The organism is Nocardioides albertanoniae, from assembly GCF_006716315.1.
Taxonomy (GTDB): Bacteria; Actinomycetota; Actinomycetes; order Propionibacteriales; family Nocardioidaceae; genus Nocardioides; species Nocardioides albertanoniae.
This window is the reverse complement of the sequence record NZ_VFOV01000001.1, coordinates 4655664-4682517: the sequence shown is the minus strand read 5'-3', so window position 1 is coordinate 4682517 and position 26854 is coordinate 4655664. Positions and strand designations below refer to the sequence as shown.

The window sequence follows — 26854 nt, the reverse complement described above, 5'->3', positions numbered from 1 at the left end:
GGGGTCAGGCGAGCGGCCTGTCGACCCGCACCAGGCGCTTTCCGAGGTTGTCGCCGTCGAAGATCCCTTGGAGCGCGGCGGGGGCGTGCTCGAGACCGGAGACGACGTCCTCGGCCCAGGTGAGCCGGCCGGCGCCGAACCAGCCGGCCAGATCACCGAGCGCGGCGGGGAAGTCGGCGACGTGGTCGAGGAAGATGAAGCCCTCCATCTTCGCCCGTTTGAAGGCGAGCTGCATGTAGTTGCGCGGGCCGGTGCCGTAGCCGTCGGCGGTGTAGCCGGAGGAGACCGATCCGCACAGCGCGATCCGGCCATGGAGCGCGAGGTGGTCGAGGGCGGTCTCGAGCTGGCTTCCGCCGACGTTGTCGAAGACCGCGGTGAAGCCGTCGGGTGCGAAGGTGCTGAACGCTTCGGCGAGGTCGTCGTGGTAGTCGACGCAGTCGAAGCCGGCCACGTCGCGCACCCAGTCGACCTTCGCTGCTGATCCGGCCGTCCCGATGACCCGGGCGCCGCGCAGCCTGGCGATCTGGCCCGCGAGGGATCCCACGCTCCCGGCCGCCGCGGTGACGAGCACGACGTCGCCCTCGCCCACCCCGAGCACACGGTCGATCCCGACGTACGCCGTCAGGCCGCTCACCCCGAAGACGGTGAGCATGTGCTTGGGGTCGATGCCGTCGGGCACCGGGTTGACCCCGAAGAGGCCTTCGCCGCGGGCGACGGCGTAGCGCTGCCATCCCAGCGTGCCGTAGACCCACTGGCCGACGGAGAGGTCCGGACTCTTCGTGGCCACGACCTTCCCGACGCCGCTGCCGCGCATGACCTCACCGATCCCGACCGGATCGACGTAGGTCGAGCCCTCGTTGAGCCACGTACGCTGCGTCGCGTCGATCCCGAGCCAGGCGACCTCGATCAGGGCCTCGCCGTCGGCGAGGGGAGCGATCGGTCGCTCCTCGAACCCGAAGGTGTCCGGTGTGATCCTGTCTGCCGGGCGGCGGCGCAGTACGAGTCGGTGGTTGCTGGCCGGGGTCATGATCCCTCCGTCGTTTCGGCGCCTGTGTCAGCACCCGTGGCGCGCACGAAGGTCGTGACGAGCTCGTCGGCGATCGGGGCCGCGGCTGCTCCGCCGGCGATCCTCGATGCCTCGCCGTCGAGGGTGCGGCGCAGCATCCTCGCCATCAGTGTCGGGTCGAACGTACGCATCTCGCCGGTCTTGCTTCCCTGCTCGAAGATCGTGACCAGGTCTGCGAGCGACTCGTCGACCATCGTGTCGTACGCGGCGCCGCCGGTCGTGGCTCGATGGGACACCACCGCGACGAGCGCACGGGTGCGAACAGGCTCGCGTGCGCAGTAGGCCACGAAGGTGCGGATGTAGGCCTCGAGCTGATCGAGCGCGCCGCGTGCCTCTGCGGTCCTCCGCCCGAGCTCCGGACCGAGATCGGTGACCACGGCGTCGACCACGGCGTCGAGCAGCTCGTCGCGGTTCTCGAAGTTGCTGTGATAGGCGCCGCGGCTGTAGCCGGCGGCCTCGGCGACCGACTCGACGGAGACCTTCGCGACCCCTTCCGTGGAGAAGAGCTGGGCCGCTGCGTCGACCAGGTCGGCGCGCGTCTGTTCTCGGCGCTCGGCGCGGGTGGGGCGTCGTTGCATGCCTTTAAGGTACCGCGCCGTATGCGAATACGCCTCCGTATTTCGGCGACGTGAGCGTCCTGTCCATGTCTTCGCCGGTTGCAACGTGACAGCGAGGGGCAGGCTACGGTGGCGAGCGTGCGTGATAGTCGAGCGGCAATCGTGAAAGACCTGCTAGGCGTGCTTCGTTCGGCCGAGCTCGACACGACGTGGACGTCGTTCGGCACGGGGGCCGACCTCATCGCCGAGGTCGAGCGGATCGAGGCATCGCTCGCCGAAGATGGTTCGGCCGAGAAGGAGCGCCTGGCGCTGCTCTTCGCGCCGACCGGCGCGCTCCAGGAGACTGCGACCAGCAGCGGATTCCAGGGTGAATACATGCGCCTGGCCGGCCGGCACGACAAGGTCGACGACGCTCCGACCGCTTCGGAGAACGACGAGTTCTGGCGGGAGCGGCGGGTCTGCTTCCTGACGACGAGCCGCCCCGACGGCAGCCCGCACCTGGTGCCGGTGGGGGTCACCTTCGACCCGGAGGCCGGCGTCGCTCGCGTCATCTGCAGCGGGGCGAGCAAGAAGGCCCGCAACGTACGCGCGGCCGGCTCCGACGCGCAGGTGGCGGTCAGTCAGGTCGACGGGCGGCGCTGGTGCACGTTGGAGGGCACTGCGGTCGTCAAGGAGGACCAGGAGTCGGTGGCCGAGGCCGAGCGGCGCTACGCCGAGCGCTACAAGCAGCCCCGGCCCAACCCCGAGCGTGTCGTCATCGAGATCACGGTGACCCGGGTGCTCGGCAACACGCGTCCGTCGGGCTGGTGATCGTCGACCGGGCATGAGGACATGTCTGGCGGGCTGCCAGAAGACCTCTTGCGAGTTATCAGATATCTGACTACTGTGACTGGCATCACACACCCCCATGTCGGAGGACGTCATGATCCGAACTCGCACACACGTCGTCGGCCGCACCGCCATCGGCGGTCTCGTCTCCGTGCTGGCCATCTCGCTCTCGGCCTGTGGTGCGCTGGGCGGCGAGTCCGGGTCGAGTTCCTCGGACGGAACCGTCACGGTCTGGCAGTACTACGGCGATGAGCAGATGCCGACCGGCAAGCCGCTCTACGACGCCCTCGAGGCGTACGACGCCGAGAACGACGATGTGAAGGTGAAGATCCGGTTCATCCCCTTCGAGGACTTCAACCGGACCCTGCAGCAGGGCGCGGCCGCGGGCGAGGGCCCCGACGTCGCGCTGATCAACGCCTTCGACACCCAGCAGATGGCCGACGCGGGCGTGATCGAGGACATCAGCGACCGCGTCGAGGAGTGGGGCGAGCAGGACGCCTACTACCCGACGAGCTGGGAGACCACGCAGGTCGGCGGCAAGACGTATGGCGTCCCGCACGTCGCGGACGACTACGCGCTCTACTACAACAAGGACGTCTTCGAGGCGGCCGGAGTGCAGCCGCCCACGACCTGGGACGAGATGGAGAGCACTGCCGCGGCCTTGGCCAAGAAGGTCAAGTACGGCCTGGCCGTCTCCGGGCGGGAGGGCGCCGAGGGCGCCACCGGGATCCTGCTCCGTCAGCTCGCGGCCGGTGGAGATCTCGAGACGTTCGGCGACGGCACCGGCGCCGCGGCGCTGGAGTCCTTCGAGCGGATGGTCGACAACGGCGGGCTCTCGAAGGGGTTCCTGACGTGGCTCGAGGACGACGCCAAGACCCACTTCGCGGGCGGCAATGCCGCGATGATGATCAACTCGGCGACGTACGTGAACATCCTGCGTGACGAAGCGCCGGACCTGAACTGGGGCGTGGCACCGCTGCCGAAGGACAAGGCAGCGAAGACCTTCCTCTCGGCGGAGAACCTCACCATCGGCGCCGGCAGCGGTGACCCGGACGCGGCCTGGGACCTCATCGCTCATCTGCAGGAGCAGTCGGTGCTGGAGGAGTACCTCCCGGCGCGCAACAAGCTGCCCGCCCGCGACGACGTTCCCAAGGCGGTCGAGGACCCGATCCGCAAGACCTTCGCCGACCAGCTCGAGAATGCCTGGGCTCCTGAGGGAGACGTCGCGACGCACTCCAACGAGTCGCTGACCGCGATCCAGGAGGCCCTGCAGGCCACCATCAGCAGCAGCAGCAGTCCGGCCGACGCCGCTCAGGCGGCGCAGGCCAAGATCGACAGCGCGCTCGGTTCGTGACCTCCCTCGCTGAAGTGGAGCCGGCAGTGCGGAGGACGACGGTCCGGCCGAGGCGCGGACGGCTGAACGTCGCGCCGTATCTCTTCCTCGCCCCGGCGGTCGCGTTCGTCGTCCTCACCGTCGTCTACCCGTTGATCTACAACATCCTGCAGAGCTTCTTCGACGTCGGCCTCCGTGAGGTCGTCCGGGGCGGCGCCGCCTGGGTAGGGCTCGACAACTACCGAGACCAGCTCGGCCGCTCCGAGTTCTGGCACGCCGTCGTCGTCTCGCTGGTCTACTCCGTCGGCACGGTGGCGATCGCGTTCGCGGTCGGTCTGGGCCTGGCGCTGCTGTTCCACCGTGAGTTCCGGGGCCGCAACGTCCTGCGCGCGCTGCTCCTGCTGGCCTGGATCCTGCCCACGGTCGTCAGCGCCAACGTCTGGCGCTGGCTGCTCGACGGCAGCTATGGCCTGCTCAACGCGGCGCTCAGCGGCCTAGGGCTGCTCGATCGCGACCTGTTCTGGCTCGGAGAGCCGAACCCCGCGCTGCTGGCGGTGACCGTGGCGACGGCCTGGAGCTTCGCGCCGTTCGCGATGATCCTGCTGGCGGCCGGGCTCCAGGGCATCTCGCCGACCTACTACGAGGCTGCCCGCATCGACGGTGCCTCCGCATGGCAGCAGTTCCGCTCGCTGACCTTCCCGCTGCTGCGGCCGGTCAGTCTGACGGTCACGTTGCTGATCTTCATCTTCACCTTCAAGACCTTCGACACGATCTTCCTGATGACCGGGGGAGGGCCGGGCAACGCCACCGAGACGCTGCCGGTCTACGCCTACAACGAGGCGTTCGAGTTCTCCCGGTTCGACACCGCGGCGGTGGCGACCACGGTGCTGATGGTCATCTCCATCGCGCTCGCGCTGGTCTACTTCCGTGCCCTGCGGAACGAGGAGGGCGCATGACCGCCGTCTCCCGGCGCCGGCTGCTGGTGTTCGCCGCCGTGTTCATCACCGCCGTCTACCTGATCCCCGTCTACTGGATGGTCAACACGTCCTTCAAGGGCGCGGAGGACATCTTCGCGACACCGCCGGACCTGCTTCCGTTGCCCCCGACCTTCGGGTCGTACGCGGATGCGGTCTTCTCGAACGGCGACATCGCCCGCGGGCTCATGAACAGCGGCATCATCGCGGTCGGCACGACCGTCGTCACGCTGCTGGTCGCGCTGCCGGCGGCGTACGCCCTGGCGCGGCTTAAGGTGCGCTTCGTCTCCGCGTTCCTGATGCTCTTCCTGGCCGTGCAGATGGTGCCATCGGTCAACCTGGCGCTGCCGATGTTCGTGCTCTTCAGCGGTGCCGGGCTCGTCAACAGCTACGCCGGCTTGATCATCGCCAACTGCTCGCTGGCCGTGCCGCTGGCGATCACCATCCTGCGGCCTTACTTCCTCGCGATCCCCGAGGAGATCGTCGAGGCGGCCAAGATCGACGGCTGCAACGAGCTCACCGCGTTCTGGCGAGTGGCCGTCCCGGTCAGCACCCCGGGCATCATCACGGTCGGCGCGGTGAGCTTCCTGCAGGCCTGGGGCGAGTTCGTCTTCGGTCTCGCCTTGGCACCCGACGAGAGATTCCAGCCGGTTACGGTCGTGCTCGCCGGCATCACCAACGCATTCGGAACCAAGTGGAACGACCTGATGGCGGTGTCCGCGATCATCGCGCTGCCCGTCATCGTCCTGTTCATCTTCCTCCAGCGCTACATCGTGGCTGGACTGACCGAAGGAGCGACGAAGAGTTGAGTCGATTGGAAATCTGGGCGGCGACACCGACGCCCTTCGACCAGGACGGACGTCTCGATCTCTCGGTCATCGAGGCGCAGGCCGAGCATCTGCACAGCGCCGGTGTGTTCGGCGCGTTCGTGGTCGGTACGACCGGTGAGTATCCGTCGCTGACGACCCAGGAGCGACGTGGCCTCCTCGAGGCCTGGGCAGCCGTGCGGCCCGACGGGTTCGGGTTGGCCGCACAGGTCGGTTCCAACGACCTCGCCCAGGCGGCCGAGCTGGCGGCGCACGCCACTGACCACGGTGTCGACCTCGTGGCCGCGACGGCGCCGTTCTACGGCGAGGCGCCGCGCGTCGAGCTGGTCGTCGATCACCTGGCCCGGATCGCGGAGGCGGCAGGGGAGACCCCGATGTGCTACTACCACATTCCGAGCATGACCGGCTCGACCCATCTGCCGGCCGATGTCGTCACCGCCGCCCGGGAGCGGATCCCCACTCTCGCCGGGGTGAAGTTCACCGACGAGGACCTCATCGAGTGCGACCGCACCCGTGCGACGGGGGTCCGGGTCTACTTCGGACGCGACGAGCTCCTCCCCGCCGGCCTGGCGATCGGCGTGGAGGCGGTGATCGGCAGTCTCTACAACGGGCTCGCGCCCGTCGCGCACCGGGTCGTCGAGGCGTACGACGCGGGCGATCCTGAACGCGCCTACGAGCTGCACCGGCCCTTCCGCGAGATCGCGGCCGTCGCCGGCCGTCACGGAGGGCTCGGGTTCGTCAAGGAGCTGATGAACCGGCTCGGCCCGGACGCCGGCTCACCGCGTACGCCATGGGGTCCGCTGGACGCGACGGCCATCGCCGAGGTGGAGGCTCTCGCCGCCAGACTGCGGGTCGCCGTCGAGCAGGCCGGGCAGGCCGGGCAGGCCGGGCAGTCATGAAGCGCGGATCCATCTACCGTGAGGCCCAGACCCGGTTGCGCGACTTCATCCGAGAGCACGGGTTGAGGCCCGGCGACCGGCTTCCGCCCGAGGCCGTGCTGGCCGCCGAGCTCGAGGTCAGTCGGCTCTCTCTGCGCGAGGCATCGCGGAGCCTGCAGACCCTCGGCGTGATCGAGGCGCGACCCGGCAACGGGCTCTACGTCGCCACGTTCTCCTTCCGGCCGGTGATCGAGCAACTGCCCTACGGACTGGCCGAACCGGGCGCCTCCCTGGAGGAGCTCCTCACCGCCCGTGAGGCGATGGAGGCCGGGCTGATGCCGGCCGTGTGCCGGCTGCGGGACGAGGAGGAGGAAGCGCTGGCCCGGTGTGCCGACCTGGCCACCGAGATGAGCGAGCGGGAGCAGCGCGGCGAGAGCTTCGCCGACGTCGATCGGGAGTTCCACCTCTCGCTCTACCAGACCCTCGGCAACCCACTGGTCGAGAACCTGATCGAGCTGTTCTGGGAGCTCTTCGTCCGGGTCGGCGACACCATCCCGGGAAGTCCCGAACGCAACCGCGGCGAGGCTCACCTCGCGATCGTGCGGGCCCTGCAGGCAGGGGACGCCGACCTCGCCACGGCCCGGATGTTCGAGCACTTCGACGACGTACGCGTCCGGGCGCGGCTGCTGCAGGAACGCGCCTGAGCGACGGAAGGACCATCAGGACCAGCGTCATCCAACGACAACGACACGACACGTTCATCGACGTCGAGAGAGAAGGAACGCACCATGAGGAACCTCCATCGCGCAGCCGCGGCCGCCGCGGCGACCATGGCCATCCCCGTGCTCATCAACGCGGAAACGGCCCGGGCAGGCACCCCCTCAGCCGACCCGGAGTCGTCCCGCTGCACCGGATCGGTCCCCTACGTCTCCGGTGAGAGCGGCTACGCCGTCTACCGCATCCCAGCGGTCGTCCGCGCCGATGACGGTGCGGTCATCGCCTTCGCCGAAGCGCGCGAGTCGAAGTCCGACGCCGGCTCGATCGACATCGTGCGGCGCCGGTCGGTCGACGGTGGCTGCACCTGGGGCCCGCAGGCGGTCGTCGCCGACCAGGCCGAGAACACCATCGGAAATCCCGCGCCAGTGGTCGACCCCCGCACCGGAGATCTGGTCCTGCTCAGCACCCGAAACGCCGGTACCGCCAGCGAGGCCGAGATCTTGCGTGGCGAGGTCTCGGCGGAGGACAGCCGCCGGGTGTTCGTGCAGCGCAGCACCGACGACGGGCGTACGTTCTCGCCGCTCGAGGAGATCACCGCCACCACCAAGCTCCCGGACTGGCGCTGGTACGCCACCGGCCCGGGCCACGCGGTGGCCGTGATCGGCGGCGCGCACGACGGGCGGCTGGTGGTCCCGGCCAACCATTCCAGCGCGCCGCCAGCGGGCTCGGCCGACACCGGTGCGGAGGCCAAGTACTACGGCGCCCACAGTCTTCTCAGCGACGACGGTGGTCGCACCTGGCGGATCGGCTTCGACGACAGCACCTTCGACGGCGAGCTCAACACCAACGAGTCGATCGCCACCCAGCTGCGCGACGGGAGCCTCTACTTCAACACCCGAGACCAGAACGGGAGCTCGCCGGCCACCCGTGCCGACGCCGTCTCCGTCGATGGCGGCGAGTCGCTGGTGACGCCGTTCGCCGCTGAGCCCGGCCTGGTGGGGCCCGTCGTCCAGGGCAGCGTGCTCCAGGTGCGCGGTGGCGACTGGCCGCTTGTGTACTCCGGTCCGAGCGACCCGACCCGGCGTGCGGCGATGGCGCTGCGGGTCAGTGAAGACGCTGGTGAGACCTGGGAGAACCGTCTCGCCGTGTCGGCCGACCCGGCTGCGTACTCCGACCTGGTGCAGCTCCCGGGCCGGCAGCTGGGGCTCCTCTACGAGACCGGCATCAACGGGGCCAACGAGACCATCACCTTCCGCCGCGTCCCGTTGAGCGAGCTGCGATGACCACCCGGCGCGCGCTGCTCGCCGGTGCTGCCGGTGCCGCCGGCGCGGGTCTCGGACTGACGTCGCTGACCCGTGCCGCGGCCGCACCCGGGGGAGACGCCGGCGTTCCCGGCGCTCGCGCCGCCGGCTGGGAGCGTCTGCCTGACCTACCGCCCAACCGGACGGACTGGGCGGAGGAGATACCGGTGGGGGAGGCGTACTGGCGCCAGGTCGGCCTCGCCGGTCCGGTCGCCGGCGCCCACGGCGATCACCTGATCGTCGCGGGTGGAGCCAACTTCCCCGAGCCGGGCCGCACCGCCGGGCGCAACCCGGTGCTGGGCAAGGTCTACTGGAACGACGCGTTCGTGCTGCGTCGGTCGGGCGGGGCGTACGCATGGCTCGATCTGCCGCTCACCCTGCCCGACGCGGTCGCGTACGCCGCGTGCCTGAGCACGCCGCGGGGCGTCCTGGTGATCGGTGGCGAGGGGTTTCGTGGCGGACCGAACGGCGCCGCACGAGCCACTGTGGAGAAGTTCGCCGATGTCTATCTCCTCCGCTTCGATCCGGCGGCCGAGGCGCTCGTACGCGAGGACCTGCCGTCGCTACCGCGACCGCTCTCCTACGGTGCCGCCGCGATGGTCGGTACGACTGCCTACGTCGCCGAGGGTGAGTCCTTCTACGCGCTGGATCTCGCCGACCCGGACTCCGGCTGGCGGACGTTGCCGACCTGGCCAGGTGGGCCGCGGACCGTCGCGGTCGCGGCCTCCGACGGTCGCCGGTTCCACCTGATCTCCGGGCGCTACCAGCAGCCGGACGGCTCGTGGAGGCTGCACACCGATGCCTACTCCTTCGATCCCGGCAACGGCAACTGGTCCCGTCTGGCCGATCTGCCTTGGTGCGTCATGGCCGGGGTCGGGATCGGTGACCGCCGCGGCATCACGGTCTACGCCGGTGACGGCGACGTCGAGCGGTGGGACCTCATCCAGGAGCACAGCGCGGCCGGGAACGCCGACGTGGTGGCCTGGCTCCAGGACCACCACGCCGGGTTCAACACCGACGTGCTCCGCTACGACCTGCGGACCGACCGATGGTCGGCGGTCGACCGGTTCCCCGGGCCGTCGCAGGTGACGACGCCCGCTGTGGAGTGGGACGGCGACCTCGTCATCGCGAGCGGAGAGGTCCGGCCAGGGGTACGCACCCCTGTGATCTGGCGGGTACGCCGATGAGCGAGCCTCAGCGAGCGAGCAGTGGCCCGATGAGCGCGCCCCTCTCGGCCGCGAGTCTGCAGGGAGTGTGGGGCTCGGTCCTGCTGCCGCTCCGAGCAGACGACGACATCGACTGGAATCGGCTCGAGGCCGAGATCCGTACGCTGGCGGCGTCGCCGCTGCACGGTGTCTACGCTCACGGGACGGCGGGCGAGCTGCACCTGTTGCTGGACGGCGAGGCCGAGCAGGTGAGCCGGATGCTCGCGGCTGCGTGCGCGGAGACAGGCAAGCCCTTCCAGCTGGGTGCCAGCCACCCCGTCCCGCAGGTCACGCTGGAGCGGATCGCTCGCACCCGCGACCTGGCGCCGTCGGCGTACCAGGTCGCACTGCCCGACTGGCTCCCGCTCACCGACGACGAGTGCGTCGCCTTCGTGACCAGGATCGCCGCAGCCGCCGCGCCGATCCCGCTCGTCCTCTACAACCCTGGCCGCGCCACCACGACGCTCACGCCGCAGCTCCTCGGTCGACTCCTCGACGAGACACCGTCACTGATCGGCGTCAAGGTGCCTGGCGGCGGCGACGCGTGGTGGGACGAGCTGCGTACGCTCGGCGTGCTCGAGCGCTGCGCGGTCTTCGTGCCCGGCCACCGGCTCGCGTCGGGCCTGGCCCGCGGTGCTCGGGGCAGCTACTCCAACATCGCCGGTCTCTCCCCGGCGGGCGCGGCGCGCTGGTATGACCTGATGACCGCCGATCCGGCCCTGGCCGGTGACCTCGAGCGCCGGATCGGTGAGTGGTTCACCCGGCACGTCGCCCCGCTCCAGAGCGCGGGTGTCTCCGACCCCGCGCTCGACAAGCTGCTCGCTGCCGTCGGCGGCTGGGCCGACATCGGTCTGCGGGTGCGCTGGCCTTACCAGTCGGCGCCTGACTCCGCGGTGGCCGCGGCCCGCGACGACGCCCGTTCCCTGCTGCCCGAGCTCTTCCCCGCACTCTCCGTCGACACCACCCCGATCGGAGCGTGACCATGCCCGTCCCCGGTTCCCGGCGCTGGCGCGAGCAGCAGCTCGACTCCGTGCTCAGGTTCGCGCGCCGCTCGGCACTGCCCGACGGCGGCTTCGGGCGGCTCGACGCCGCCGGCGAGGTTCAGACGGAGCGCGGGCTCGAGCTGTGGATCAATGCCCGGATGACGTACGTCTTCGCGATCGCCTCGATGCGCGAGGGCGCTGTCGACCCGCTGGCCCAGCACGGTGTTCGAGCGTTGCGTGACTTCTTCGTGGATCCCGAGCACGGCGGCTGGTTCGCCGCCGTGACCGCCGATCATCGGCGGGCCGAGACCCGCAAGGGTTGCTACGAGCACGCTTTCGTCGTGCTGGCCGCGTCGGCCGCGCGGCTCGCCGGAGTCCCGGGCGCCGCCGAGCTGCTCGACAAGGCGCTCGACGTTCACGACCGGTGGTTCTGGGACGAGCAGGCCGGCCGATGTCGCGAAGCGTGGGACGCGGGATGGACGACGGCCGAGGCGTACCGCGGCGTCAACAGCAACATGCACACCGTCGAGGCCTACCTGACCGCCTCCGACGCCACCGGTGATCCGCGCTGGCGCGATCGCGCGCTGCGCATCTGTGAGCAGGTCGTCGCCGGAGCGCGGGCCAACGGCTGGCGTCTGCCGGAGCACTTCGACGCCGAGTGGCGGGTCCTCCTCGACTACAACGCCGGAGCCCCAGCCGATCCGTTTCGGCCCTACGGCGCGACGCCAGGACACGGGCTCGAGTGGTCGCGCCTCCTGGTCGGGCTCGAAGGTGCGCTCGACGACCCGCCCAGATGGCTGGTCGAGGCCGCCACGGCGCTCTACGTCCGGGCGGTACGCGATGGTTCCGTGGGCGACACGATCGTCTACACCACGGACTGGGAGGGCGAGCCGGTCACTCGCGAGCGCTTCCACTGGGTGATGGCCGAGGCGGTCGCGGCCGCCGACACCCTGGCGCGGCGTACCGACGGTGCCGCCGGCGCAGCCGACCTCGACCGGTGGTGGCGCGCGATCGAGAACCACTTCGTCGACCACCGGCACGGAAGCTGGCACCATGAGCTCGACGACGCGATGCGGGTCTCGGGCCGCACGTGGCCGGACAAGCCGGACGCCTACCACGCCGTCAATGCGCTGCTGCTCCCCGACGCCCCGCTCGCTCCTACGCTCGCCCGGACCTTGGCGGCGCGCCTAGAGTCGTAGGGAGCGAGACAGGAGATTCCGATGAGCGTCGAGCTGAACCACACCATCGTGCACGCCTCCGACCGAGAGGCTATGGCAACCCATCTGACCGAGATCCTCGGTCTTCCCGAGGCTCAGGTCTTCGGGCCGTTCCGGGTCGTCGAGCTCTCCAACCAGGTCAGCCTCGACGTCGTGGAGGATCACGACTTCCGGCCGCAGCACTACGCGTTCAAGGTGTCCGAGGCCGAGTTCGACGAGATCTTCGGCCGGATCACCGAGCGGGGCATCACCTACTGGGCCGACCCCTTCCATCGCGAGGAGGGCCGGATCAACCACAACGACGACGGCCGCGGCGTCTACTGGGAGAGCCCCGACGGGCACAACCTCGAGATCATCACGGTCCCGTACGGCGCCGGCTGACCGCCCGCCTCAGGCGAGGTCAGCGGCGAGCTGCTTGCCGGCTTCGGTGAGCAGCGGCACGGCGCGCTCGATGAGCTCGTCGCTCATCCGTCCTGTGGGGCCGCTGATCGACATCGCCAGGCGAGGGGCGTAGTTGGCGACGGCGACGGCGACGCAGCGTACGCCTTCCTCCTGCTCACCCTCGTCGGTGGCGTAGCGGCGCTCGCGCACCTGCTCGAGCTGGCCGAGGTAGTCGTCGCGGGACGTGATCGTGGTGGGGGTGTAAGGCACCATGTCGGTGCGCCGGAGGATGTCGCGCACCTGGGCGGGGTCCATGTCGGCGAGGATCGCCTTGCCGACGGCGGTGCAGTGCGGGGACACGCGCCGGCCGACCTCGGTGAACATGCGCATCGACTGGCGCGACTCGGTGTGGGCGACGTAGACGATCTGGTCGCCGTCGAGCATCGCCAGGTTGGCCGACTCGCCGATCTCGTCGACGAGGCGGGTGAGGTGGGGGCGGGCCCAGGTGCTGAGCATGCGGGAGGAGCTCTCGCCGAGCCGGATCAGCTTGGGGCCGAGGACGTACTGCCGGTTGGCCTCCTGGCGTACGTAGCCCAGGTCGACGAGCGTGCGCACGAGCCGGTGGATCGTCGGGAGCGGGAGGCCGGATGCGGCGGCGAGCTGGGAGAGGCCCATGGTGCCGCCGGCGTCGGCCATCGTCTCCAGCAGCGCGAAGGCCCTCTCGATCGACTGCACCGCGCCACCGCGTGCCTTCGGGGACTTCTCGTTCTCGTTCACCTGTGCTCCGCGATCTACTGGGTACTGACTTCCGGATGACGGAAGTCTAACGTCGCGTAGAGGAAATCCTGCCCATTGCGCCTCGGGGCGTGACGACATAGCATCCGCAATGCGGAAAGAGATATCCATAATGAGGAAGAAGTCGCCTCGAGAGGATGGCACTCGTGAACAGTCAACCCCCCAGTGAGGTCGCGCGATGAACCGTCTCGAGGAGCTTGCCGGCCGGATCGATGGAGCGCTCGCCGATGCGGATGCCGCGCTGGCCGCGAGCTATCCGGGTGATCGCGGCGTCCGTCAGCCGGTGCACACCGTCTACGTGCCGGGTGACCGCTATGACGAGCAGACCGTTGCCGACTGGTCCGCCGAGGCCGAGGCGGCGCTCGCCCGGAACGCGGGCTCGGTGGCAGAGATCGCCGAGGTGTTCGGTCTGGCCCCTGACCTGGCCGAAGGGCTCGGCGACCGGGTGCAGGCGAAGCTGGCCGCGGAGCCCGTCGAGGACCTGCGGATCGACTTCGAGGACGGCTACGGGGACCGGCCGGACGCGGACGAGGACGCCGCAGTGGTGGCCGCCGCGGCCGCGCTCGCCGCCACCGTGCGTGACGGCACGGCGCCGCCCTTTCACGGCATCCGGATCAAGTCGTTCGAGGCTCCGACGCGCCACCGCGGGCTGCGTACGCTGGACCTGTTCCTCGGTGAGCTCGCACGCGCGGGAGGGCTGGGGGACGGCTTCGTGATCACGCTCCCGAAGGTGACCTCGGTCGAGCAGGTCGCCGCGATGGTCACCGCGCTGGACGCCCTCGAGACCGCCCACGGCGTCGCTGCGCCTCTGGAGTTCGAGATCCAGGTCGAGACGCCGCAGGCGATCCTCGGCGCGGACGGCACCGCGTTGATCGCGCGGATGATCGCCGCCGGTGCGGGCCGGGTCACCGGCCTTCACTACGGCACCTACGACTACTCCGCCTCGCTCGGGATCGCGGCGGCGTACCAGAGCATGGAGCACCCGGTCGCCGACCACGCCAAGGACGTGATGCAGGTGGCCGCGGCGGGCACCGGCGTCTTCGTCTCCGACGGCTCGACCAACGTGCTCCCGGTCGGAGACCCCGAGGCCGTACGCTCCGCCTGGCGCCTCCACTCGCGCCTGGTGACCCGGTCGCTGGCGCGCGGGATCTACCAGGGCTGGGATCTGCACCCCGCCCAGCTCCCCAGTCGCTACGTCGCCACCTATGCGTTCTTCCGGGACGGGCTCGAGACGGCCGGCGCTCGGTTGCGGGCCTACGTCCATGGCGGCGACTCCGGCTATCTCGACGAGCCCGCCACTGCTGCCGCGCTCGCCGCGTTCGTGCTGCGCGGGGTGGAGTGCGGGGCGGTCGCTGCCACCGAGGTCGAGAGCCTGGCCGGGGTCGGCGGGGCCGAGCTGGCCCGGCTCGCGCGCCGACGAATCGACTGAGGCCGAGGGCCGCCCTCGGCGGGTGCCAGTGGGTAGCCTGCCGACATGCGCGTCGAGGCTGAGTTCACCACCGAACCGTTCCGTGGCGAGGGCGAGCCCCCTGAGCATGCGACGGCGGCGCTCCAGGCTGCGCGGGAGGCCGGTCTGGAGTGCGACTTCGGGCCGCTGGGCACCTCGATCCGCGGCGAGCGTGAGGCTGTCCTGGGCGCGCTGTCCTCGGTGGCGGCAGCCGGGCTCGATCATGGCGCCGACCAGATCACCTTCCAGGTCAGGCTCGAGGGTCACGCCGCGCCGCGACGTACGGCGAACGGGTTGGAAGCGCTCCTCGCCGAGGTCGCCGAGGGGCTCGGTGCTGACTTGAAAACCTTGGACCGCCCGGGAAAGCAGCGCGCCGTGCGGCTCCTGGAGGAGCGCGGTGCCTTCGAGTTCCGCAAGAGCGCCGAGATCGTCGCCGAGGCGCTCGGGGTCACTCGCTTCACCGTCTACAACTACCTGAACCGCGAGCGCGGCTAGGTCACTCTCTCGGGCTTGAAGGGCCTTCTCGCCTCGCACTTCAACAAACTGTTGACTGTGATGCGCGACACATGCCATCGTTGTTGCTGAGCGGAAGTCAGTTTCCGCATAGCGAGAGAGATGGTTCATGGATCTCGATACCTTCAACACCTCACCGGAGGATGCGCTGCGGCCCGCGTTGCGGGCCTGCTGCGACGTGCCGAGCTGGGTCGATGCCGTCCTGGCCGGTCGGCCGTACGCAGACGACGCCGGTGTCCTACGCGTCGCCGATGCGGCCGCCCGCCGGTTCACGGCGGCCGACGTCGAGCGCGCCCTGGCCGCCCACCCCCGGATCGGAGAACGGGCCGAGGGCGAGCACGCCGAGGCCGCCTGGTCGCGGCGGGAGCAGGCGGCGGTCGGCACCGACCAGACCACCGCGCAGGCGCTCGCCGAGGGCAACCGGGCCTACGAAGAGCGCTTCGGCCGGGTCTTCCTGATCTGCGCCTCCGGGCTCGCCGCCGACCAGGTGCTCGCCGCGTTGCACCAACGGCTCGGCAACACGCCCGACGACGAGGCGGCCGTGGTCGCCGACGAGCTGCGGCGCATCGCGCTGCTGCGTCTCGAGCAGGTCCTGACGACCGAGGAGGTCTCCGCATGAGCGGATCGAACAGCACCAGCGCCATCACCACCCATGTGCTCGACACCGCGCTCGGCCGTCCGGCCGCAGGCGTCGCGGTGCGGCTCACCCGGATCGATCCCGACCACCCGCTCACCGTCGACGCCTTCACCGACGACGACGGCCGCGTGTCCGAGCTGGGGCCCGACCAGGTCCCGGCCGGCACCTATCAGCTCCGGTTCGACACCGCCGCCTACTTCGCGGCGACCGGTCAGGAGTGCTTCTACCCGGAGGTCTCCGTCACCTTCACGGTCACCGACGGGCGACACCACCACGTGCCGCTTCTGCTGAGCCCGTTCGCCTACTCCACCTATCGAGGGAGCTGACATGTCCAACGCCTCCATCCATCTCGGACCCAACCAGTACGGCAAGGCCGAGAACCGCGTCGTACGCATCGTCCGTGACACGGCTCGCCACCAGATCCGTGACCTCAACGTCTCCACGTCGCTGCGGGGCCGCTTCGACGACGCCCACATCAGCGGCGACCAGCAGGACGTGCTGCCGACCGACACCCAGAAGAACACCGTCTTCGCCTACGCGAAGAAGGTCGGGGTCGCCTCGATCGAGGAGTTCGCGCTCGTTCTGGCCGACCGCTATCTCGAGGCCTGCCCGGCCGCCGACGGCGCGCGGATCGAGGTCGACGAGTACGCCTGGGAGCGGATCGAAGTCGACGGCGGCGGTCACGACCACTCCTTCGTCCGCTCGGGCGGCGGCGTACGCACCACGGTGGTGAACGTCGACGGCCGCGGCGCCGACCGGGTCACCCAGGTGGTCTCCGGCATCAAGGACCTGGTCGTGCTCAAGTCGACCGGCTCGGAGTTCCACGGCTTCCTCAAGGACGAGTACACGACGCTGCAGGAGACCACCGACCGGATCCTGGCGACCTCGCTCGTCGCCCGCTGGCGCTATGACGCGCTGCCGATCTCGAAGGGCGAGGTCGACTGGGACAAGTCCTACGACTCCATCCGTGCCCTGCTGCTGCAGCGGTTCGCGGAGATCCACAGCCTCGCGCTGCAGCAGACGCTCAACGGGATGGGCACCTCGGTGATGGAGGAGCACGACGACGTCGCCGAGATCAAGTTCTCCGCGCCCAACAAGCACCACTTCCTCTCCGACCTCTCGCCCTTCGGGCTCGACAACCCCGGCGAGGTCTTCCACGCCGCCGACCGGCCCTACGGTCTGATCGAGGCCTCGGTCGTACGCGACGGAGCCACAGCCGCAGGCAACGCCTGGCACGCGATCCCCGGTTTCTGCTGAGGCCCGGCCATGCTCGGTCGCAGACGGCAACGTAATGAAACTTCCGCGACGAGCAGGCCTGAGGACCAACGGCATCCGCCGGGCCAGCTCCTCGCCTACGGCACGCAGCACATCCTGACGATGTACGGCGGCGTGATCGCGCCGCCGCTCATTGTCGGGGGTGCGGCGGGTCTGTCCGGCACAGACCTCGCGCTGCTGGTGACCGCAGGGCTCTTCGTCTCGGGCCTCGCCACCCTCCTGCAGACGCTCGGCGTCGGCCCCTTCGGCAGCCGGCTGCCGATCGTGCAGGGCATCTCGTTCGCCAGCGTGTCGACGATGGTCACCATCGCCAGCGACGACGGGCTGCGCCCGGTCTTCGGCGCGATCATCGTCGCCGGCGTGATCGGGCTGTTGCTGTCGTCGTTCTTCGCCCAGCTGGTGCGGCTGTTCCCCGCCGTCGTCACCGGCACCATCATCACGGTCATCGGCCTCTCGCTGATGCCGGTGGCGTTCCAGTGGGCGATGGGCAACGACGCGGAGGCGGCCGACTACGGCTCGATGACCAACATCGCGTACGCCGGGCTGACGCTGCTCATCATCTTGGTGATCAGCCGGGTGTTCCAGGGCGCGATCTCGCGGCTCTCGATCCTCATCGGGCTGGTCGTCGGCACGGTGATCGCCGTCATCGCAGGTGAGGCCGACTTCTCGTCGGTCGGCAAGGCCGACCCGGTCGCGCTGCCGCCGCTCCTGCACTTCGGCAGCCCGACCTTCGAGATCGGCGCGATCGTCTCGATGACCATCGTGATGCTGGTGATCATGACCGAGACGACCGCCGACATCCTGGCGATCGGCGAGATCGTGGAGACCGACGTCGACGCTCGACGTGTCGCTCGCGGTCTCCGTGCCGACATGGCCGCGACGACGGTTGCGCCGTTGTTCGGGACGTTCCCCTGCAGCGCGTTCGCGCAGAACGTCGGCCTGGTCGCCCTGACCGGCATCCGGAGCCGCTACGTCGTGGCGACCGGTGGCCTCGTGCTGCTGCTCCTCGGGCTGCTGCCGGTGGTCGGCGCGGTCGTCGCCTCGATCCCGTACCCCGTGCTCGGTGGCGCCGGGATCGTGCTGTTCGGCTCCGTCGCGGCGTCCGGGATCCGTACGCTCTCCCGGGTCGACTACGAGGACAACCTCAACATGGTGATCGTCTCCGTGGCCATCGCCGTCGGCATCCTGCCCATCGCCGCGCCGACCTTCTGGGACGCGTTCCCGCAGTGGCTCGGCGTCATCATGCACAGCGGTATCAGCGCCACGGCCCTGGTCGCCGTCGTGCTCAACCTGCTGTTCAACGAGATTACTCTCGGCAACCGCGCCGGCGCCTCCGTCTTCGCCGCCTCCCAGGACCGTCGCGCAGGCTTCGGCGACCGGCTCGACGACGACATCGAGCGGTCTTGACCGGCTGAGAGTGCTGTGCGGACGCCGAGTCGGCTCGTTGTGACCGAGAGACGCGTCGAGTCGGCTCGTTCTAACGAGCCGACTCGACGCGATTTCATGTCAGGATGAGCCGACTCGACGTGAGATTGCGTCAGGACGAGCCGGCTCGGCGATCGGGGTGAGGGTCAGGCGACCAGGTGGGGGTCGGGGGCGGTGACGAGCTCGCCCTCGATCCACACGCTGCGTACGTCGGAGGGGGTGCCGAGGGCGAACATCTTCGCCAGGGCGTCGTCGGCGTCGTCGGCGTGGGCGAGACCGACGTCGAGAGGGGTGCCGGGGGCCGGCTTGATCCACTGGGCGTCGAAGCGGCGGCCGACAGAGAAGTCGCCCACCTCCTCGGACATGCCGAGGGCCTCGGCGCCGGCGGCGGTGGCCAGCTGCAGAAGGTGAGCGGGCACCAGCGGGTAGCCCTGGTCGCCGAGGAGCTGCTGGGCGACGTACGCTCCCAGGCCCTCCTTGAGCAGGGAGAACCCGGTGCCGGCGCCGACGTCGGAGCCCATCGCGACGCGTACGCCGTGGGCTCGGTGGCGGGCGAGCGGGAAGAGCCCGCTGCCGAGAGCGGCGTTGCTGGAGGGGCAGTGCGCGACGGCGGCCCCGCGCTCGGCGAGGAGGCCGAGCTCGGTGTCGGTGGCGTGCACGTTGTGGGCCAGCACCGTGCCGGAGCCGACCAGGCCGTGCCGGTCGTAGGAGGTGACGTAGTCGCAGCCGCAGAGCTCTTCGACGGTCTCGACCTCGCGGGTGTTCTCGTTGACGTGGGAGGTCAGCATCGCGCCGGGCACGGAGGTGAGCACGTCGCCGCAGGCCGCGAGCAGCGGCTCGGTGCACGACAGCGAGAACCGCGGGGAGACGGCGTAGCGGGCGCGACCGACCCCGTGCCATCGGGCCGCAAGAGCCAGCGACTCCTCGCGCGCCCGGTCGGGATCGGTGAACAGGTCGTCACGGATCAGCCGGTCGCTGACCACCAGGCCGCTGGTGATCCGCAGCCCGACGCGGGCGGCCTCGGCGAACACCGTGTCGACGGCTGGGGCGAAGTGGCTGCCGAAGACGAGTGCCGTGGTGGTGCCGGCGCCGACCAGCCCGCTGACGAAGTCGGTGGCGACGCCCCGGGCGTAGGCCGGATCGGCCAGGCGCGCCTCCTCGGGGAGAGCGCACTGCTCGAGCCAGTCGAGCAGCGGCATGCCGAGACCGCCGATGACGCGCACCTGCGGAAAGTGCACGTGGGTGTCGACGAACCCGGGCAGCACGAACCCGCCGGTGAGGTCGACGACCTCGTCGTCGGGGTGCTGGCGGCGGAGGTCGGTGTAGGTGCCGCGGGCGCGGATCACGCCGTCGCTCACCAGCAGGGCCCCGTCCTGCTCCGTGCGGAGCAGGCCACCTGCGAAGGTGTCGTCGGGGGTGTCGAGGAAGGTTCCTCGGAAGAGCGTCATGGTGGTCACCTTGATGGTTGTTCGGTCTGTGCGGGATCGCCGGCGAAGAGCTGCAGCAACCGAGCCGCAACGCTGACCGCGATGGTGGCGGGCTCCTTGCCCCCGAGGTCGGGGAGCCCGATGGGTGTGGTGATGCGGGCGATCGCCTCGGGCGTGTGGCCCTCGTCGGCGAGCTTGGCGCGGAACCGGCTCCACTTGGCGCTGGAGCCGATCAGCCCGATCGATGCCAGGTGGGAGGCGTCGGCCGTGAACGTACGCAGCGCGGCATCGCAGAGTGCGGCGTCCTCGGCGTGGTCGTGGGTCATCACCAGCACATGGGTGCCCTGGGGGAGCTCGCTGATGACGAGCTCGGGCAGCACCGGCACCTGGTGCACGTGGATGCCGGCGACGGCGTCGTCCAGGCCGTGCAGGTGCTCAGCGGAGAGCTGGGCGGCGCGGGAGTCGACGAGGTGCAGCTCGAGGTCGTGGCGGGCCAGGATGCGGGCCAGCTCGAGCCCGACGTGGCCCATCCCGAAGATGGCCACCGACGGCACGACCGGCAGCGGCTCGAGCAGCAGCTCGACCTCGCCACCGCAGCACTGGACCCCGTGCTGGTAGGGCGCCTTGTCGGAGAGCGACAGCTGCATCATCTCGGGCACCGCCTCCTCCTCGAGCCGGTCGGGATGGTCGGTCAGCATGGCGCGAGCGCGCTCGATCGCGACCGCCTCGAGATTGCCGCCGCCGACGGTAGCCCAGGTGTGCTCGGCGGACACCACCATTTTCGCGCCGGCCTCACGCGGCGAGTGGCCGCGCACGGACGTCAGGGTCACGAGTACGCCGGGGATCCGCTGCTCACGCAGCCGCTGGACGGCCTTCAACCACTCCACGGTCGTCACCTCCCGCTCGCCATGGCCGCGACGGCGTGCGGCTCGGCCGGGGCGTCGGGCACCTGGGGCGTACGCGCCTTCTCGAGCGCCCAGTAGACGGCCTCGGGCGTCGCCGGGGAGGCCAGCTCGACGCTGATGCCGCCCGGGCCGAACGCGGCAGCCGCCTCGCGCAGCGCCTCGCGCACGGAGAAGGCGAGCATCAGCGGCGGCTCGCCGACGGCCTTCGAGCCGTAGACGACGCCCTCCTCGTGGGCCTTCTCGAGCAGCCTCACCCGGAAGTCGCCGGGCATCTCGGAGAAGCTCGGCAGCTTGTAGGTGCTCGCCGCCTGGGTCGCGAGCCGTCCCCGATGGGGCCCGTCGGAGGTGTCCCAGCGCAGGTCTTCCAGGGTCAGCCAGCCGGCGCCCTGCACGAAACCGCCCTCGATCTGGCCGATGTCGATCAGCGGGCTCAGGCTGTCGCCGACGTCTTGGACGATGTCGACGCGTCGCAGCGTGTAGGCGCCGGTGAAGCCGTCGACCTCGACCTCGGAGGCGGCCACGCCGTTGGCGAAATACTTGAACGGCTCGCCCTGCATGGCGCCGGCGTCCCAGTGCAGCCCCTCGGTGCGGTAGAAGCCGGCCGCCCACAGCTGCACCCGCTGGTCATAGGCGGCGTTGACCAGCTCGTTCCACCCGACCTCGCCGGATGCCGGCGAGAGGCCGCGGACGACGCCGTCCGCGAAACGTACGTCGCTCGGGCTGATCCCGAGCCGGCCGCCTGCGACCTGCGCGAGCCGCTCGCGGATCTGCTCGCAGGCGTTCTTGATCGCGGCTCCGTTGAGGTCGGCGCCGGAGCTGGCCGCGGTCGCCGAGGTGTTGGGCACCTTGTCGGTGCGCGTGGGTGCGAGGCGTACGCGGGAGAGCGGGAGGCCGAGCGCGGTCGCCGCCACCTGGAGCATCTTGGTGTGCAGACCCTGGCCCATCTCGGTGCCGCCGTGGTTGATCAGCACCGAGCCGTCCTTGTAGACGTGGACGAGGGCGCCGGCTTGGTTGAAGGCCGTGAGGTTGAACGAGATCCCGAACTTCACCGGCGTCATCGCCAGCGCTCGCTTGGTGTGGGGGTGGCGGGCGTTGAAGTCGGCGATCTCGGCACGGCGGCGGGCCACCTCGCCCGAGTCGGCGATCTGGTCCCAGCATGCGGCGAGGCGGTCGGCCTGGCGTACGGGCTGACCGTAGGGCGTGGTCTGATCCTGCTGGTAGAGGTTGCGGCGCCGTAGCTCGACCGGGTCGATGCCGAGCACGTGCGCGCACCGGCCGAGGAGATCTTCCATGACGAGCATGCCCTGGGGTCCGCCGAAGCCTCGGAAGGCGGTCTGCGAGGTCTTGTTCGTACGCGCGATCCGGCCGTCGACGCGGATGTTGGGCACCCAGTAGGCGTTGTCGATGTGGCACAGCGCGCGGGCGAGCACCGGCTCGGAGAGGTCGAGGCTCCAGCCGCCGTCGGCGGTGAGGGTGGCGTCGAGGCCGAGGATGTGGCCCTCGTCGTCGAACCCGACCCGCCAGGTGCTGTGGAAGCCGTGGCGCTTGCCCGACATGGTGATGTCCTGGGTGCGGTTGAGGCGCAGCCGCACCGGTCGCCCGGTGAGGGTGGCACCGAGCGCGGCGACGGCCGCGTAGCCGTGCGGCTGCATCTCCTTGCCGCCGAACGCGCCGCCCATCCGCAGGCACTGCACGGTGACCTCGTGGCTCGGCACGCCGAGCACGTGGGCGACGATCTCCTGTGTCTCGGAGGGGTGCTGGGTGCTGCTGTGCACCAGCACCTGGCCGCCCTCGTCGACGAGAGCGAGCGAGGCATGTGTCTCGAGGTAGAAGTGCTCCTGACCTGCGAACTCGAACTCGCCCTCGAAGACGTGCGCGGCATCTGCCAGGGCAGCGGAGACGTCGCCGCGGGCGAGGTTGCGCGGGGTGCCCTGGAAGCTCTGCGCCGCGATCGCCTCCTGCACGGTGATGAGGGAGGGCAGCGGCTCGTAGTCGACCTCGACCGCGGCGGCGCCCAGCCGGGCGGCCTCGAGCGTCTCGCCGAGCACCCAGCACACCGCGTGTCCGTGGAACATCACCTCGGTCGGGAAGAGAGGCTCGTCGTGCTTGACGCCGGCGTCGTTGACCCCGGGAACGTCGTCGGCGGTGAGCACCCGGACGACCCCGGGGATCGCGACGGCCGCCTCGGTGCGCAGCGAGGTGACCCGAGCATGCGTGTGCGGCGCCTGGACAGGCCAGGCGTGGAGCACGTCCTGGAGCCGACCGATCAGGTCGTCGGTGTAGAGCGCCTCACCGGTGACGTGCAGCGCGGCGCTCTCGTGGGGGAGCGGGATCCCGACGGTCGGGTTGTCGGGGCGTTGGGACAGTGCGCTCATGCCGGGGCCTCCTCGGATGCTGACCGAGGTGACTCGGTCCGGGTGCAGTTCCTTCGTGGACCTCCACGAAGGCAGTGGGCGCTCACCGAGCCACCTCGGTGACCATTCCGCGGGTCGCTCATGCCGGCACCACCTGGGTCTCCGGATGCGTGTGGAACAGCCGCAGCAGCGACTGGCCGAGCATCGCGGTCCGGTACGCCGCGCTGGCCCGGTGGTCGTCCATCGGGGTGCCTTCGCCGGCGAGGACGGCGGCGGCGCTGCGTACGGTCTCCTCGGTCCAGGGCCGTCCGAGGAGCTCCTGCTCGGTGGCGACGGCACGCAGCGGGGTGGCGGCTACCCCGCCCAGGCCGATCCGGGCGCGGACCACGTGGCCGTCGGCGACCTCGAGCGCGAACGCGACGGCCACGCTGGAGATGTCGTCGAAGCGGCGCTTGGCGATCTTGTGGAAGCCGACGATCGGAGCCAACGGCACCGGGATCCGTACGCCGCGGATCAGCTCGTCGGCGGCCCGGACCGTCTGCCGGTAGCCGGTGAAGTAGTCGGCCAGCGGTACGACCCGCTCGCCGCGCGGTGAGGCGAGCACGACGTCGGCGTCGAGCGCCAGCAGGGCCGGCGGGGCGTCGCCGATCGGCGAGCCGGTGCCGATGTTGCCCCCGAGGGTCGCGCCGTTGCGGATCAGGCGGGAGGCGAACTGTGGGAACAGCTCGGCCAGGAGCGGCACCCGGCCGGCGAGCCTGCGCTCGATCTCGGTCAGGGTCAGGGCGGCGCCGATCTCGATCACGTCGTCGCCGATCGTGAGCGAGCGGAGCTCGGGCAGCCGGTCGACCGCCACGACGAGCGGTGCGCGGCGGCCGCGGATGTTGACCTCCACGCCCCAGTCGGTCGAGCCGGCGACCACCTGTGCCTCGGGGCGCTCGCTCAGCAGCGTGAGGGCCTCGGGGAGAGTGGCCGGGCGGACGTACTCGGCGCCGTCGACGGCCAGCCGGGTCGCGCGCGGCTGCGGCGGCGGCGCCTGTCGACGGGCCGCGAGGGCGTCGTCGTCGGCGGGAGCGCCCAGCGCGTAGGCCGCGTCGCGGATCGGGCGATAGCCGGTGCAGCGGCACAGGTTGCCGCTCAGCGCGTGCAGGTCGACGCCGTTGGGGCCGTGCTCGTGGTCGCACCGCTTGGCCTCCGCATCAGCCGCATCAGCCGCATCAGCCACGTCAGCCGTACGTCCCGGGCGATAGAACTCCGCGGCCAGGCTGCAGACGAAGCCGGGCGTGCAGTAGCCGCACTGCGACCCGCCGCGTACGGCCAGCTCGCGCTGCACCGGATGGAGGTCGCCGCTGGAGCCGAGCCCCTCACCGGTGACGACCTCCTGGCCGTCGAGTGCTGCGACCGGGATCAGGCAGGCGTTGACGGCGGTCCACTCGGTCTCGGCGTCGACGCCGGGCCGGGCCACGAGGATCGAGCAGGCGCCGCACTCGCCTTCCGCGCAGCCTTCCTTCGCGCCGGTCAGGCCGCGTCCGCGCAGCCAGTCGAGCGCGGTGGTGTGGGCGGACGCGTCGGTCAGGGGAGCCTGCTCGCCGTTGACTGTGACACAAGGGATGGTCGGGGCCTCGGTGGTGCTGGGTGTGCTCATCGTTGACTCCGGATCGGCTTGCGGGTGCGGGCGCTGTGGATCGGGTTGGCGTCGTGCAGGAAGTCGTCGAAGCGGTGGCCGGCGATCTTGGCGATCTCGATCAGCGCGGCGGCGTGCTCCTGCCGTGCGCAGTTGCCGAGCCGGTCGCGACCCTCGGCGAGGATCCGGTCGAGCGAGTCGACGTCGCGCACGGAGATGACGAGGGGGAAGTCGAACCGTTCGTGATAGGCGTCGGTGAGCTCGTTGAGCGCCTCCTGGTCGGGCTCGGTCAGGTGAGTCAGGCCGCGGAAGGACTGGTCGCGCAGCGACTCCTCGCCGAGGTTGCCCTCGGAGACCAGGCGCGATCCGAGCTCGGGGTAGGCCTCGATCAGCTCGCGCTGCTCCTCGACGGAGCCGCCGAAGAGCGCGTCCTGGAAGGCACGACGCAGCGCGTGGGTGTCGTCGAACGGACGCTGCGACCAGGCCCGCTCCACCATCCACCTCGGCCCCTGGAAGAGACCGTCGAAGGTCTCCACGAACTCGGCGCGGTCCATCTCGTTGACCTGGTCGAGGCGTACGCCGTCGCCCGGCTGGCCGGCGACGACCGGTCCCCAGTCGGGGCCGACGTGGTGGAAGACGATGTTGAGCACGATCGCGGTGAGGCTGCCGAGGGTGATACCGCTGCCGAAGATGATCTCGGCCCATCCCGGCACGGCCTGGGAGACCTCGGGCTGCGCGGTGACGTACATCGCCAGGCCGACGCTCGTCGCCACGATCACCACGTTGCGGTGGTCGTGGAAGTCGACCTTGGTGAGCGTCTGGAAGCCGACGACGGCGACCGTCGCGAACATCGCCAGGGCGGCGCCGCCGAGGACCGGGTGAGGTATGCCGGCGACGATCGCGCCGACCTTCGGGAGCAGCCCGATCAGCAGCATGAACACGCCGGCGGCCGCGACGACCCAGCGGCTCTTGACCCGGGTCAGTCGCACCAGGCCGACGTTCTCGGCGAAGCAGGTGTAGGGGAAGGAGTTGAAGACGCCGCCGAGCGTGGTGGCCAGGCCGTCGGCGCGCAGGGCCCGGGCGATGTCGGTGCGGCCGACGCGCTTCTCGACGATCTCGCCGGTGGCGAAGACGTCGCCGGTGGTCTCGACCGCGGTGATCATCATGACGACCACCATCGAGACGATCGCGGCGGCGGAGAACTGTGGCCAGCCGAAGTGGAACGGGGTGGTGACGCCGACCCAGCTGGAGCTGGCGACCGCGTCGAAGTGGGCGTCGCCGAGCGCCCAGGCGACCAGGGTGCCGACGACGAGGCCGACGAGCACGGCGACGGTGGCCATGAAGCCCTTGAACATGCGCTGGATGACCACGATCAGGGCCAGCGTGCCGAGGGCGTAGGCGAGGTTGCGGCCGCTGGTGGGGTCGGAGGTCGGGCCGGAGCCGCCGGTCGCGTCGGCGGCGGCCACCGGCAGCAGGGCGATGCCGATGATGGTGATCACCGAGCCGGTCACGACCGGCGGGAAGAACCGGATCAGCTTGCTGAAGAAGGGCGCGATGAAGAAGGTCGCCAGCCCGGCCACGATGACCGCTCCGTAGATGACGAGCAGACCGTCGGTGCCGCCGCCGGCAGCCATCCCGATCGCGATCATCGGCGAGACGGCGGTGAAGGTGACGCCCTGGAGCAGCGGCAGACGTACGCCGACCTTCCAGAAGCCGACCGACTGGATGATCGAGGCGATGCCGCAGGTGAACAGGTCAGCGTTGATCAGGTGGATCAGCTCGGCCTGGCTCAGCCCGATCGCGTTGGCGAGCAGGATCGGCACGATCACCGCACCGGCGTAGAACGCGAGCACGTGCTGCAGGCCGTAGACGGCGAGCTTGCCCGCCGGAAGGACCTCGTCGACGGGATGGACGGCGTGGCTGGCGCTCTTCTTCTGCGGTCTGATCGACCTCAGGGCTGCTCTGGCGTTCATCGCCTCACACCTTTCTCGGGGGCGCTTTCGCGGTTGGTGAGCGTGACGTACACCACACCTTTCCTCGTTCGTGGCCCGCAGGGCATCCGCTGATCATCCGAAGATGCCGACGAGGTGAATCGAGTCGTTTGTGTGATCCGCCAAATGTCGGGCGTCGAGGTCGGCTGTAACACGCTGTTCGTAGGACTATCCGGTCGTTCCAATAGGGCGAGTAG

The 26854-nt window shown here is 70.3% G+C and carries 25 protein-coding genes; 17 read left to right on the top strand and 8 right to left on the bottom strand.

Features of this window, described 5'->3' with window-relative positions; all coding sequences use genetic code 11:
• Positions 1-4 precede the first annotated feature (4 nt).
• The gene (locus FB381_RS22430) at positions 5-1027 is read right to left on the bottom strand and encodes an NADP-dependent oxidoreductase (protein ID WP_141782291.1); all 1023 of its coding nucleotides are present in this window, start codon (positions 1025-1027) and stop codon (positions 5-7) included.
• Positions 1024-1644, bottom strand: a complete 621-nt coding sequence (locus tag FB381_RS22425) for a TetR/AcrR family transcriptional regulator (RefSeq protein ID WP_141782290.1) — start codon at positions 1642-1644, stop codon at positions 1024-1026. Before FB381_RS22425 ends, FB381_RS22430 begins: the two co-directional genes overlap by 4 nt.
• Positions 1645-1785: 141 nt before the next feature.
• On the opposite strand from FB381_RS22425, the gene FB381_RS22420 reads away from it, so the two are divergent.
• The 11 genes from FB381_RS22420 (at position 1786) to FB381_RS22370 (ending at position 12267) form a co-directional block, all read left to right on the top strand.
• Positions 1786-2433, top strand: a complete 648-nt coding sequence (locus FB381_RS22420) for a PPOX class F420-dependent oxidoreductase (protein ID WP_281285066.1) — start codon at positions 1786-1788, stop codon at positions 2431-2433.
• Positions 2434-2545: 112 nt separating this feature from the next.
• Positions 2546-3805: an ABC transporter substrate-binding protein gene (locus FB381_RS22415; RefSeq protein ID WP_170225277.1), complete on the top strand. Its 1260-nt coding sequence runs from the start codon at positions 2546-2548 to the stop codon at positions 3803-3805.
• Positions 3806-3831: 26 nt separating this feature from the next.
• Complete coding sequence (locus FB381_RS22410; protein ID WP_170225276.1) at positions 3832-4740, top strand: carbohydrate ABC transporter permease; 909 nt, start codon at positions 3832-3834, stop codon at positions 4738-4740.
• Complete coding sequence (locus tag FB381_RS22405) at positions 4737-5567, top strand: carbohydrate ABC transporter permease (protein ID WP_141782287.1); 831 nt, start codon at positions 4737-4739, stop codon at positions 5565-5567. The genes FB381_RS22410 and FB381_RS22405 overlap by 4 nt, the downstream gene beginning before the upstream one ends.
• The gene (locus FB381_RS22400; protein WP_170225275.1) at positions 5564-6484 is read left to right on the top strand and encodes a dihydrodipicolinate synthase family protein; all 921 of its coding nucleotides are present in this window, start codon (positions 5564-5566) and stop codon (positions 6482-6484) included. The genes FB381_RS22405 and FB381_RS22400 overlap by 4 nt, the downstream gene beginning before the upstream one ends.
• A complete protein-coding gene (locus FB381_RS22395) occupies positions 6481-7167 on the top strand; it encodes a FadR/GntR family transcriptional regulator (protein WP_170225274.1) in 687 nt (228 codons plus the stop codon). The genes FB381_RS22400 and FB381_RS22395 overlap by 4 nt, the downstream gene beginning before the upstream one ends.
• An 84-nt stretch (positions 7168-7251) precedes the next feature.
• Entirely contained in the window at positions 7252-8463 is a 1212-nt protein-coding gene (locus FB381_RS22390) for a sialidase family protein (protein ID WP_141782284.1), read from the top strand.
• Entirely contained in the window at positions 8460-9668 is a 1209-nt protein-coding gene (locus FB381_RS22385; RefSeq protein ID WP_141782283.1) for a galactose oxidase, read from the top strand. Before FB381_RS22390 ends, FB381_RS22385 begins: the two co-directional genes overlap by 4 nt.
• A 29-nt stretch (positions 9669-9697) precedes the next feature.
• Positions 9698-10666, top strand: coding sequence for a dihydrodipicolinate synthase family protein (locus tag FB381_RS22380; RefSeq protein WP_141782282.1), 969 nt, complete (start codon positions 9698-9700; stop codon positions 10664-10666).
• A 2-nt stretch (positions 10667-10668) separates the two neighbouring features.
• A complete protein-coding gene (locus tag FB381_RS22375) occupies positions 10669-11868 on the top strand; it encodes an AGE family epimerase/isomerase (protein WP_141782935.1) in 1200 nt (399 codons plus the stop codon).
• A gap of 21 nt (positions 11869-11889) precedes the next feature.
• Entirely contained in the window at positions 11890-12267 is a 378-nt protein-coding gene (locus FB381_RS22370; protein WP_141782281.1) for a VOC family protein, read from the top strand.
• Positions 12268-12276: 9 nt separating this feature from the next.
• On the opposite strand, the gene FB381_RS22365 is transcribed toward FB381_RS22370, so the two are convergent.
• Entirely contained in the window at positions 12277-13044 is a 768-nt protein-coding gene (locus FB381_RS22365) for an IclR family transcriptional regulator (RefSeq protein WP_141782280.1), read from the bottom strand.
• A gap of 196 nt (positions 13045-13240) precedes the next feature.
• Between FB381_RS22365 and FB381_RS22360 the strand changes: the two genes are divergently transcribed.
• The 6 genes from FB381_RS22360 (at position 13241) to FB381_RS22335 (ending at position 18341) form a co-directional block, all read left to right on the top strand.
• A complete protein-coding gene (locus FB381_RS22360) occupies positions 13241-14491 on the top strand; it encodes a DUF6986 family protein (RefSeq protein ID WP_141782279.1) in 1251 nt (416 codons plus the stop codon).
• Between the two features lie 45 nt (positions 14492-14536).
• The gene (locus FB381_RS22355) at positions 14537-15004 is read left to right on the top strand and encodes a helix-turn-helix domain-containing protein (RefSeq protein ID WP_141782278.1); all 468 of its coding nucleotides are present in this window, start codon (positions 14537-14539) and stop codon (positions 15002-15004) included.
• 127 nt (positions 15005-15131) lie between these two features.
• Complete coding sequence (gene uraD, locus FB381_RS22350; RefSeq protein WP_141782277.1) at positions 15132-15641, top strand: 2-oxo-4-hydroxy-4-carboxy-5-ureidoimidazoline decarboxylase; 510 nt, start codon at positions 15132-15134, stop codon at positions 15639-15641.
• A complete protein-coding gene (uraH, locus tag FB381_RS22345; RefSeq protein WP_141782276.1) occupies positions 15638-15985 on the top strand; it encodes a hydroxyisourate hydrolase in 348 nt (115 codons plus the stop codon). The genes uraD (FB381_RS22350) and uraH overlap by 4 nt, the downstream gene beginning before the upstream one ends.
• 1 nt (position 15986) lies before the next feature.
• Positions 15987-16916, top strand: a complete 930-nt coding sequence (pucL, locus tag FB381_RS22340; RefSeq protein WP_141782275.1) for a factor-independent urate hydroxylase — start codon at positions 15987-15989, stop codon at positions 16914-16916.
• 9 nt (positions 16917-16925) lie between these two features.
• On the top strand, positions 16926-18341 hold the full coding sequence (locus tag FB381_RS22335) for a nucleobase:cation symporter-2 family protein (protein WP_141782274.1): 1416 nt from the start codon (positions 16926-16928) through the stop codon (positions 18339-18341).
• Positions 18342-18505: 164 nt separating this feature from the next.
• Here FB381_RS22335 and FB381_RS22330 read toward each other — a convergent pair whose 3' ends face one another.
• The 5 genes from FB381_RS22330 to uraD (FB381_RS22310) form a co-directional block, all read right to left on the bottom strand.
• Positions 18506-19807, bottom strand: coding sequence for a guanine deaminase (locus FB381_RS22330; RefSeq protein WP_141782273.1), 1302 nt, complete (start codon positions 19805-19807; stop codon positions 18506-18508).
• A 5-nt stretch (positions 19808-19812) separates the two neighbouring features.
• Positions 19813-20673: a xanthine dehydrogenase accessory protein XdhC gene (gene xdhC / locus FB381_RS22325; protein ID WP_141782272.1), complete on the bottom strand. Its 861-nt coding sequence runs from the start codon at positions 20671-20673 to the stop codon at positions 19813-19815.
• 5 nt (positions 20674-20678) lie between these two features.
• A complete protein-coding gene (gene xdhB, locus FB381_RS22320; protein WP_141782271.1) occupies positions 20679-23066 on the bottom strand; it encodes a xanthine dehydrogenase molybdopterin binding subunit in 2388 nt (795 codons plus the stop codon).
• Positions 23067-23184: 118 nt separating this feature from the next.
• A complete protein-coding gene (locus FB381_RS22315; RefSeq protein ID WP_141782270.1) occupies positions 23185-24687 on the bottom strand; it encodes a xanthine dehydrogenase small subunit in 1503 nt (500 codons plus the stop codon).
• Positions 24684-26639 (bottom strand): 2-oxo-4-hydroxy-4-carboxy-5-ureidoimidazoline decarboxylase, encoded by a 1956-nt coding sequence (gene uraD / locus FB381_RS22310; protein ID WP_141782269.1) that lies wholly within the window; start codon positions 26637-26639, stop codon positions 24684-24686. The genes FB381_RS22315 and uraD (FB381_RS22310) overlap by 4 nt, the downstream gene beginning before the upstream one ends.
• Between the last annotated feature and the right edge of the window lie 215 nt (positions 26640-26854).